Origin of the sequence: Pseudomonas sp. NY5710, assembly GCF_013305665.1 — a bacterium.
Lineage (GTDB): Bacteria > Pseudomonadota > Gammaproteobacteria > Pseudomonadales > Pseudomonadaceae > Aquipseudomonas > Aquipseudomonas juntendi.
Genome location: NZ_CP045554.1, coordinates 2,041,752 through 2,052,380, shown reverse-complemented (window position 1 = coordinate 2,052,380; position 10,629 = coordinate 2,041,752). Strand labels below are relative to the sequence as shown.

The following is a 10,629-nucleotide window of genomic DNA, read 5'->3' as shown; positions in this document are numbered from 1 at the left end:
AATGGTTCTCCGGCTTACTGGGCCTGGGACTGTGGAGCTTTTTCGGCGGCGCCTTGCTCGCGTGGGATGACCTTGGCGCCCGGACGGATAGCCGCCAGCGAGCTGGTGATCACCTTGTCGCCGGCCTGCAGGCCCTCGCTGATCTGCCAGCGCGAGCCTTGCATGGCGCCAGTAGTGACCTGGCGCACCTCGACGGTATCGCCCTCGCCCAGCAGCATCACGCTGGCCTGGCCGTCAGCCGAACGCTGCACGGCACGTTGCGGCACCAGGATGGCGTTCTGGTTGAGCCCCTGCGGCGTGCGCACACGCACGTACATACCCGGCAGCAACACGCCCTCGGGGTTGTCGAACTGCCCTCGCAGGGCGATTTGCCCGGTGCTGCGATCCACCGAGATATCAGTGAACAGCAGCGTGCCCTTGCTCTCGATATCGGTACCATCGACGCGCAGCGACAACGGCTGGTCGCTAGCGCCGGCAACCTTGCCCTCGGCGATGGCCGCGCGCAGGCGCAGGGCGTCGGCAGCCGGCTGGGTGAAGTCGGCGTACACCGGATCAAGTTGCTGGATACGCGCTAGCAGAGTCGCCTCACCCTGGCCTACCAGCGCCCCTTCGGTGACCTGGGCTCGGCCGATGCGTCCGGCAATGGGTGCGCGAACCTCGGCATAGCCCAGGTCCAGGCGGGCGGTTTCGACATTGGCCTGGGCCGATCGCTTGTCGGCCTGGGCACTCTGCAGAGCGGCCTTGGCGTTGTCGAAATCCTGCTGGCTGACGGCGTTGATCTTCACCAGCGGCTCGTATCGGCGAACCATCGCCTGGGCCTGGAACAACTGCGCCTCGGCGCGGGCCAGTTCACCCTGCGCCCGCGACAGGGCCGCTTTGAACGGCGCAGGGTCGATCTGGAACAGCACGTCGCCGGCCTTCACGTCGGCCCCTTCCTCAAAGGTGCGCTTGAGCACGATCCCCGCCACCCGCGCGCGCACCTCGGCGACACGCACCGGCTCGATGCGTCCTGGTAGCTCGGCAACCACGGTGAAGGGCTCGGTCTGCACGCTGAGCACATCGACTTCACGCGCCGGCGCCTCCTCCCCTTGCTCTTCGGGCTTGTCGCAGCCAACCAGGGTCACGGCGACCAAACAGGAGATCACGGAAAAAGTGATCCACTCGCGAAATTTGTTCATATCTCACCCAAGCACGAAGCCAGTACGTAGTCGAAGCCGCGCATAATGCACACCAAAATCAAATGAGTCAATATTGACTCATTTGATTTTGATGTGAACAAAGCTAGTATCCTCTTTGAGAAAAATGAGTGTTCTAGGCAAAATACCCGCATCTGCCTGCGATAGATAAAGAGTGACCGATGGATTTAACTGCTGCCGATGAGAAATTGCTGAAGGCCCTGGCGATCGCCATCGTTGACCACCCGCGAGCCACGTTCAAAGAAATAGCCCAGGCAGCGGGAGTCAGCAAGGCGACGCTAAACAGGTTTTGCGGCACCCGCGACAACCTGATCGAGATGCTTCTGGATCATGGTTCGGTGGTTATTTATCGGGTCATTGCCGATGCCGATCTTGAGTCGGCGCCCTTGGACGCATTGCATCGCCTGATCGAAGGCCATTTGACTCACAGGGAGTTGTTGGTTTTCCTCTCATTTCAGTGGCGCCCGGACACGTTTGATTTAGATGCAGGCGGCTGCCGATGGCTGCCTTACTCAGAAACGCTGGACGAGTTCTTTCTACGCGGGCAAAAACTGGGCGTATTCCGTATCGATATCGGTGCCCCGGCGCTTACCGAAATCTTCTCCTCCTTGATCTTCGGCCTGGTAGACGCCGAGCGCCGCGGCCGTATCGCACGCGCAGGTATGGCGGCGTTGATCGAGCAATTCTTCCTGAACGGGGCTTGCAACTACCAAACTTAACGGAAAGCAACGCTCAGTTTTTTTCCAACGGGTTGGCGGTGTCCGTTTTTGGCCGTTCTCTGACGGTCGTGACAGTGACACGCCCTGGTCAAGTTGAACGCAATCCGTGGTCAACGCCAACCCAAATTGGTGGTCAAGAGGAGTGCAATTTCGCACATACCTGAGGACTGCTCACCACATCGCTTGCGTCGGTAGTAGCTTCCGCACTTTCCCCGTCTCTCACCGCTAAACAGCGCTTTCCGGTAGCGGACTTTAGAGCGGCTTGATACTGGCCAGCATGCAGAAATTCTGCCCGTGTAGCGTCACGACCGGACAAGCCACTAGGGTGGCGGTCAGGAAGGCAGGCAAACGGAACACGGCGAAGCACCTCGAAGGCGCTGGCCACTTGCCATCCAACTGGGCGCGGCCTTTAATCGGCGGATCTGGAAAGGAGACGGATATGCCATTGTTGGACGAGATTATTGGGTGGGCCGGCGGACTCAGACCCTGGCAGCAGGAAGCACTGCGCCGGATATTTGCCCGGGCCGAACTAACCCAAGATGACATCGAGACCATTCTGCGAATGGTTCGCGAGCAAGAACGGGAAGACGCAACCACGGGGGGAGCACGGCCATTCACGCTGGACGACGTACCAGGCGCCGGAAGTGGCGCAACCGTGCGGTTGGTGGGTGTCTCGGGGCTAGACCAGGTAAACGGCTTCCCGTCCGGTCGTGCCTTTGACCTCGCACCGGAGGGCATGACCATTTTCTTTGGTCATAACGGCGCCGGCAAATCCGGCTACGCCCGCGTCTTCAAGAATGCCTGCAACGCTCGGCATCGGGTGGAGGTCCTGCCCGACGCTTTTGGGGCGGCAACCCCAGCTAGACTGCCATCAGCAGATTTCGCCATTTTGGTGGATGGCACTCCGGAAACCGCACGTTGGGTCCAGAACGGGCCGGCCCATTTGCATTTGAGTTCGGTCTCGGTCTACGACGCGGCCTGTGCCAATGACTACATCGACGCGGAAGGGACCCCTGCATTTCAGCCCTACGGACTCACTCATCTGACGCGCCTGGTCCTACTTCAGCGTGATTTACAGGCACGGATTGGGACCGAACGCAATGCCTTGGCTCTGGATACCCGGCAATTCGAACCGCTGAAGGGTGACACCGAAGTCGGCCGCTACATCGCCAAATTAGGTGGGGACTCGGACCGCGCCGTGCTTGCTCGATTAGGGACGGTCGGTGACGATGAACTCCGGCGACTGGAGTTTCTGAAGCGGACATTACTGGAAAGCGATCCTGTGCCGCAGGCGCTGGCCTTGGAACGTTTGGCGACACGCTTGGACCAGGCGCAGCGTCGAGCCGAGGAAGTCCAGCGCTGGGTGAATGATCGTGCCATAGCACGGGCAAAGGAACTGATTACAACGGAAAAAACCGCGCATCTCGCCATGCAACTGGCGCAAGCGCGTCTTCAGGATCGAGACACACTGAACGCCATGGAGTTGCCGGTAACGTCCTCACCCACCGCCACGCTGCTGGAAGGCACAGGAGCTGAACTCTGGCAAACGATGTACCGAGCCGCTGAGGCTTTCTCTCAGCAGACGGCATACCCTGAACATCCCTTCCCGCACCTGGAACCGGACGCTTACTGCGTACTCTGCCAGCAACCTTATTCAACGGATGCCTCGGAGCGCATGCGGCGTTTCGCGGCATTTGTCGCCGACAGCGCCACGGCGGATGCGCAAGCCGCCACGCTTGCGCGCATGAACGCTCTAGGGAAGGTGCAGGCTGTCGATCTAAACGTTCTGGATGTGCCAACACGGGCTGACGTGGAGGAGCGACTGCCCGACCTACACGCTGCCATCACCGCAGCGGCATCGGTCTGGACCGCCCGGCATACTTGGGTTAGCCAAGCCCTGCAAACTGGAAACTGGTCCCCCGAGTCAGAACCGCTTCCTATCGAAGCAAACCTCGATAGTCTCTTCGCCGCCAAAGCTGCTTCGCTCCGAGTCGACGCCAATACCCTGCGGACCTCTGCCGATCCCGCTCTACGCTTGGCGCTGACCCAAGAACTGGCAGAGCTAGAAGCCCGACAACGCCTCGCCAACCAGCTTGGCGCGGTGGAGCGCTTTGTTCAGGACAGTCAGGTCCATGCCACATTGAGCCGCTGCCATGCCGCCCTCAACCCAGCGGCAGTGTCACGCAAACTGACGTCCCTGGCGGCGACGCATGTGACCGAGGCTCTGGCCGCTTCTATGAATGCTGAGTTGAAAGCCCTGGGCTATAAGCGACGGGTGCAACCCGACCTGAGCGGGCGCACAGAGCTGGGGGTGACCAAGGTCACGCTGCGCCTGCAGGAAATCACGGCGAAAGCCTCCAAGGTGCTGTCAGAGGGCGAGCAGCGCGCGTTGGGGATGGCTATGTTCCTCGCCGAGCTCGAATCCCTGCCACATACTTCGACCGTTATTTTCGACGATCCGTCTACGTCGCTGGATCACGTATATCGTCGGGCCATAGCTCGGCGTTTGGTAGCGCTGGCTGAGACCCGCCAAGTGCTGGTGTTCACCCATGATGCGGTGTTCCTGACCGAGCTCGCGATGGCGCTTCAGCGCGCTGATCGCTCGGCCAGCTACAAGACCATCGGTTGGGACGAGTCGCCGGGACTAGTGAGCGAGGGGCTGACGTGGACGACGATGGACACCAAGGCCCGCCTGGCCGATCTCGAAAGTCGTGCGAAAGCGCTGAACGTTCCGGTCGGCAGCGACCCGGATGATGAGCTTGAGCGGCAAATCGCATCGGGATACTCAAGCCTCCGAGGCACTGTCGAGCGCGCCATACGCGAGGTTTTTTTGAACAATACCGTCCAGCCGTTCAGCGATGTGGTGAGCGTAGAAGCATTTGGTGCTGTCATTGGCCACCCCGCAGAGGAGTGGGAGCAGTTGCTGGCAGTGTATGCGCGGGCCTGCGAAGCTACCGAGGCCCACGACACCCCAGGCGAGCGCCAACTACCGCTTCCCGCGCGTGAGGAGTTGCTCGGCGATATCGCCCAGGTCCTGGAATTAATCAAAAACGCGACTAAACGCCGAACTGCCTACGAGAATCTACGCCGGGAGCGGACCGCGCAACGCAAGAAGCTCTTCGGCGGCTAGCCCGACGTTTCATGCCGGGCTGGTCGGGCATGGCTGTGTTTCTTTCGAATATTGCGAGCTCTCCGTTTCAAAGTTTTTTGTGGCCTCGCGGATCAAGAGGAAGCACATTGGAGGCCGGCAGTTGGCGCTCCAAGTCCGCAATACGGTCGTACAGCTCAAGAATGGTGGCGTCGGCCTCACTGAGTAGGCTGGCTAGGTGGTCACGCTGCTGCGTGATTTCCTCGATCCGTTCTCGAAGTCCACGATTTTTTCTGCGGGCTAATAAGCTGACTTGGCGCACTGATGGCGGACGTTGCTCAGCGTGTCCTTCCACGTACTTTTGGATCTCAGCGATCAGTAGGGGGAAACGAGCTTTTTTCAGTGCAGAGGGGTCGCTGCCGGCCTCCTTGGCAACGTTGTTCTGACTTACGGGCGTCCCCTTCGGCAGTCGTTCGGGCTTGTTGCTCTTCAGCCGCTCGAACGCTGCGCGATACTGCTCGCCGGCACTCATTCGCTTAGCCGGGTCAGCGGATTCATGTTTGCCGGATGACATGGCGATAATTCTCCACACTACGTTTCTGGGCTTCCAACGAAGTCCTTAGCGGACTGTCTACCTCGGCAGCGGCCAGGCGCTCATCCAATACCGCCTCCAACACTTCGACTTCGTCGAGTTGCTCGGGGTCATAGAGAACGTCCGCACATGGTTTGGTTTCTCCGGGGGAGTCGCCCCCTCCGCAGCGAGCGATATTGTCGATGCCCCCATAGGGACAGGGGGTACGGCTCGTGCAGATGCCCAGCAAAATCGGTCGATGAGTGACCGTCCCCTTCTTAGCCAGATTGATCGCTTTCTTAGCATCAGAGGCTGAGATTAGGCGGACAATCTCAGATTTTCGCTTCTCGCCGTGGGGGCTGACGAATCGGTTGCTCGTCAGCTGTTGCAGCTGCCTACCCAAAGTTTCGTACATGGTGCGGACGTAGTAGGTATGGGCCTTCTCTTCCAGCCGTACCCTGGAATGGTTTTGCCCGTAGTAGAGACTCATCGCTCTGGCGACGTGCTTTAGCTGAAACTGCAATGAAGCGTCGCTGACCAGCCCGGATGCCTGCATATTCACTGCGCCGGTTCGTCGGAGTTGATGCCAGGCCAACGGCCAGATTTTGCCGACCGCAAACTCGTCGGTCAGCGTCGGCGTCACCAACCGAGCCAATTCGAAATCTTCCGGCGTAATGCGCAATTGCTCACGGTCGAACAGCTTGTCGAACCACTGAAGCACATGGGCATAGCTCGGAATCGATGGCCCAATCGTGCGGTTGATCTTGGTGAACTTCGTTCCCCACGGTTCAAGGCAATAATCAAGCAGATAGCGCTTGGCCGGATCATCCGGCACCGAGGCCTCGCCGGGGGGAGAGTCGCATTCTGCGCGGAGGTCTGCGACCACACGCATGGCTTCAACTGCCACCTGAGCTGACGGGGACGTCACCCAAAGTGCCTCAGAATCCGACATCGTCTTGGTCGTTCGTCCGCACAATACATGGATGTCGCCAAACTGCGGATCACGTTCTATGTGCAAGCAATCGGCGCGCAGGTTCCAAGCCTCTTCGACTCGCATGAGGCTGAAGTTCAGCAGATAGCACAGTCCAGATCGACTCACGAGGTTGAGGTAGCGACTCAGAGTTTGAATGCGAATTTCGTCGTCGCTCACTCCCAGCCAGCGACGAAATAGTTCCACCATGCCAAACCGATGCGCGGTGTCGATGAATGGGCCGTAGTACTGCCGCCCAGTCCACTTTCCGTTTGATCCATCCGACGGCCACTGAAACGGATAGAACGATTGTGGCCTGCGTTGTCCTTGGAGACTGGCAGAGTTGTGCCGATAGGCAGCCAGACAGAAGCGGAAGCACTCCTCGACTTGGCCTCGATGCGCCAAAAAGTCATCCAGGCATTCGCGCAAGCGTGTGATTTGATAGTGCCAAATGCGGGGCGGGATATAGGGGGTCTGGAGCTTCTGGTGGTCGGGCATGGCCGCTGCGAGGCGTGCCAACCCTGCGCGATCCAACAAGGTGAACCCCAGCGCATCCCGCCGCTCGTACAGTTCGTGCAGCAATGCCAAGAACTCACCGGACCGGGAAGCCTGGAGCACCTCCGGGAGACGGTCGGCAACGCGCGGAAAATGACTCAGTTCGGATGCGAGAATGCCTTCTTGAGTGCACAAGACGAACAGCCGACGCATCTGGTCGAAGCGCGTTTTCAGGCCTCGGTATCCACGGGCTCCATTGGGGCCGTATAGCCACCAGCCGATTACGGTCCGCAATAAATCGGCGTTCGCAGGATCGATCGCGGCGACATATTTCTTATCTGGGCCATCGCCGAAATTGAGAGTGAGCCGTTTTCCCGCCCATGGGTCGAGCCGCCAAATGGCATCGCCCCAACGGCTCACCACCTGGCCAGCGGCATCTATGATGACCGGCCAATCACGCTGCGGTGGCCAGCACGGCGGACGGTAGTTCGGCGCATCAGGAATCGCTAGGGGCGAGTCGATGCCGAGGCCAAGTTCGGAAAGAATATTTTTCGTCATGCTGATCTTTGTCGCAGTTCTGCCAATCGGATGAAGCCATCCCAGGCCGGGTGGTAGTCACCTTCACTTATGCGCGCTCTGGCTTCTTCGACCCAAAGCCTGCGGACCTCGCTACTTTCTTCGAAGAAGCGCAGTTTGGCCGTCAGCCGATCGATCACCAGCAGGGCCGGATGCTCTGTCGTCAGGTGCTTACCCGAACTGGATGGGCGGTAGCGTGCCAGTTCAAGCGATTTGAGGTGGCGCAAGCTACCGAGAGACCACACATGATCCTCACTTTCGATATCCCGGTGCTGGGTACAGAACAGGCAACCGGCAGCATTGATGCAGTCGGGTCGCGGACCATTCTTCGGCATCGTGCCCACTGGTTCAGGTGTGGCCGATACACATCTACCAGGAGCAGGAGGTGAAAGGGACGGATCGGTTTGCTGATGGAAGCGCGTAATTTCCACCATAGCGATCTGCGGATGGGGGTCGGCATATACGCGTATCAGCGTTTGCACCGTATGCTGGGCCAACTCCGCAACCTGTTGGGGATTCTGGGACTCCCGAAGCAACCAGTTGATGCGCGTCCCGCGCAGTTTTCGCGGTCTCACTATCGGTATGCCAAGCTCGCGGCAGATGCGCGTAACGTTCGTGAACTGCGTCGCCTCTTCTAGGATTCGTCCCCCGCTACGTATAAGCGGAAAGAGCAAACCATCCGGCTCATTGGGAAACCATTCGGAACGCCATTCGAGATAGCGCTCGAACCACTCTCGATAACTGGCAAAGATCTCGAATAGCACTTCTCCTTCCCGTCGATTTTTGTAGGTACGTACCTGGTAGCCGTCTATGTGGCTGGTGTAATGAAACTGCTCAACCCGCAGGGTATGTGCTTGCTGGAGGTTCAGACCGGTCTGGGCGATGAACATCAGCAATTCACTCTCGATCCGTAAATTGACGATGGGGAAACGGGTCCGCAGTGTCCGATCTGCATCGTGGGCGGCACGCGCCGCCAGGGATGCTTCGATTTGCGCTTGGTTTTGCGGCCTGGTACGGCGGGCCGCTACTTTCTCGGGGCTCTGCAATCCCGACCATAGTTCCAGCACTTGGCCGGTGCGTAACGAAATACAAACTGGGAGGGGGGCCATTGTCCCCCTCCAGGTCAATGCCTCGCATACGTCAGCTAGAAGGTGTCCGAATGCGAAGGTGTTTTGCAGATTCTGCTTGTCCGCTTTGCTCGTATGTACCTTGCCTTTGCCGCGCGGCTTGCGAATACGTGTGCTCTTGCTCAGGCTTGCTTGGCGGTCCAATGCTCGGTCCAGCATCGTCGCCGTGAGCCTGGTGAGATCGTACAGGGACCCATCGCTGAAATTGCGTTCGACTCGATGACGCTGGAGCAAGTGATCGGTCCAACGAATGAACGTGTCGGCCGCCGTCTCGAGACTGAGATTCACGTTTTCTGAATCGATCCAGGCAAAGAATCGGCGCAATGCACTGATCTTGTTCTGCACCGAGAAGCGACTTCCGCCACCAGCAAGGTCGTCAGTCATGTGCTCATGCAGCTGCGTCACCAGCTCGAAACGTTCCGGCAAGGGACTGCCGAGTTCGCCCTGCGCGATCTGGCGGCCCACATGCTTCACCTTTGCTGCTGCACCTCCGCGAAACAGCAGCGGCCGGAGGTCCCAGGGCGTTTCAGTGGCCCCATACTCAAGCATCGGGAAAGTGAGGTCGAATTCGGAACTATCCATCGTGCCGCGCCCCAGCGCCGATCCCGCTAAATGCCGCCATGAAGCTATTTGAGAGGGCTTGTTTGATCGGCAGTGCCTGTACGAATCGGATGTATTTGAAGGTGGTGGCTTCAGAGTTAGGCCCATGGAGCAACGCGTCGCTGACCGTCGCAATTACAATAGCGACATCGGCACAAGCCGATAGCGCCAGACGTGCCAATTCGGTACCGAAGGTGCAGCGCGACTGATGGAAGCGGAATTTACGGAGCACCTGTAGTTCTGCTTTGACGCCCCGTTTTCGAAACTCGGACATCTCAACATTCACAGCAGATGACTGATCGGTGCCGCGCCTGCCATAGGCGTTACCAAAGCGGGTCAAGAACAGCAAATCACGATTCTCGGGCGAGGCTTTCGCCTCTCGTTCCATCCTCCGCCAGCCTTTGGCATATTCCAGCAATTCATCACGCAACGCTTCGGGTATCCAGACCTGGCCAGTCACACCGAATTTCGTGTGCACTGGCGGAGCTGCGCCTGGACCAACTGCAAGGCGTAGAAGCCCTTCAGCGGAAGGGTCGGGGGCGGCGCGCTCCAGAGACTGAATCTTGAGATCACAGATGCTGCCGAGCCGCATCCCGGTAAAAAATCCAAGGGCCAACATGAGGTAGAGCTCGGGCGTGGCGTTCTCTGCGGCGAAATCCAGAATTGCATCGCGATCGGTCTCCGAGACTGGCAACAGCCCATCTTCAAGCGTTTGGCCTGGGCGCTTACGGTTCGGGATGCTGAGGTCGGTGGTGGTTCCGCTGATCGTTCGCTCGAACCCCACCCGGTCGAAGTATTTAACGACGTAGGGTTTTTCCCGCCACAGCTGGACGTGTGGAGAAAGAAGCTCCCTATGCCTTACCCACCGATAGAACATGATGCAATTGCGCATGTACTCAGACGCCGTGGATGGGCCGATCTGGCCGGCATCGCGCATCTTGATCAACGCCCCTCGGTATAGCACCAGGCAGCGGTCAGCTTTGCGAGCGGGAAACTCGAACCACTGCAAATCACGAGATTCAAGAAATTTAGCGTAATTGAGAAGGCCATTCATGTTACTGGCAACGGTCTTAAGAGAAGCGTCACCAGTCGTTGCTCGCTCCACTGCCCACAGGTTTGCCTCCCTCCAAGGTGCATAGTCTGCCCAAAAGATTTGGGGCAAGCCCTCAATGGATGGCCGGCTGCTACTGGGGGAGTATGCGACGGCGTTCTCTCTGCGCACGAGGTAATGGGGCACGAAATGAATGCGCTCTAGCGTCGCCATTCAACGCCCCTGGGACGCTTAAC

The 10,629-nt window shown here is 58.9% G+C and carries 7 protein-coding genes; 2 read left to right on the top strand and 5 right to left on the bottom strand.

Annotated elements, in window-relative coordinates:
• Positions 1–14 precede the first annotated feature (14 nt).
• Positions 15–1,178 carry a multidrug efflux RND transporter periplasmic adaptor subunit TMexC3 gene (locus GEV39_RS09220; RefSeq protein ID WP_034039546.1) on the bottom strand — a complete coding sequence of 388 codons (1,164 nt, stop codon included), beginning with the start codon at positions 1,176–1,178 and terminating at the stop codon, positions 15–17.
• Between the two features lie 179 nt (positions 1,179–1,357).
• Between GEV39_RS09220 and GEV39_RS09215 the strand changes: the two genes are divergently transcribed.
• Together GEV39_RS09215 and GEV39_RS09210 are read left to right on the top strand one after the other, a co-directional pair.
• Positions 1,358–1,915 (top strand): TetR/AcrR family transcriptional regulator, encoded by a 558-nt coding sequence (locus tag GEV39_RS09215; protein ID WP_003152690.1) that lies wholly within the window; start codon positions 1,358–1,360, stop codon positions 1,913–1,915.
• A gap of 439 nt (positions 1,916–2,354) precedes the next feature.
• Entirely contained in the window at positions 2,355–5,045 is a 2,691-nt protein-coding gene (locus GEV39_RS09210) for an AAA family ATPase (RefSeq protein WP_058131653.1), read from the top strand.
• Positions 5,046–5,112: 67 nt separating this feature from the next.
• Here GEV39_RS09210 and GEV39_RS09205 read toward each other — a convergent pair whose 3' ends face one another.
• The 4 genes from GEV39_RS09205 to GEV39_RS09190 are packed head-to-tail and all read right to left on the bottom strand — an operon-like array spanning position 5,113 to position 10,606.
• Complete coding sequence (locus GEV39_RS09205) at positions 5,113–5,577, bottom strand: hypothetical protein (RefSeq protein ID WP_023443007.1); 465 nt, start codon at positions 5,575–5,577, stop codon at positions 5,113–5,115.
• Complete coding sequence (locus GEV39_RS26020; RefSeq protein WP_173888420.1) at positions 5,558–7,597, bottom strand: hypothetical protein; 2,040 nt, start codon at positions 7,595–7,597, stop codon at positions 5,558–5,560. Before GEV39_RS26020 ends, GEV39_RS09205 begins: the two co-directional genes overlap by 20 nt.
• A complete protein-coding gene (locus GEV39_RS09195) occupies positions 7,594–9,324 on the bottom strand; it encodes a site-specific integrase (protein WP_034039553.1) in 1,731 nt (576 codons plus the stop codon). The genes GEV39_RS26020 and GEV39_RS09195 overlap by 4 nt, the downstream gene beginning before the upstream one ends.
• The gene (locus GEV39_RS09190) at positions 9,317–10,606 is read right to left on the bottom strand and encodes a site-specific integrase (protein ID WP_034039555.1); all 1,290 of its coding nucleotides are present in this window, start codon (positions 10,604–10,606) and stop codon (positions 9,317–9,319) included. The genes GEV39_RS09195 and GEV39_RS09190 overlap by 8 nt, the downstream gene beginning before the upstream one ends.
• Positions 10,607–10,629: the final 23 nt, after the last annotated feature.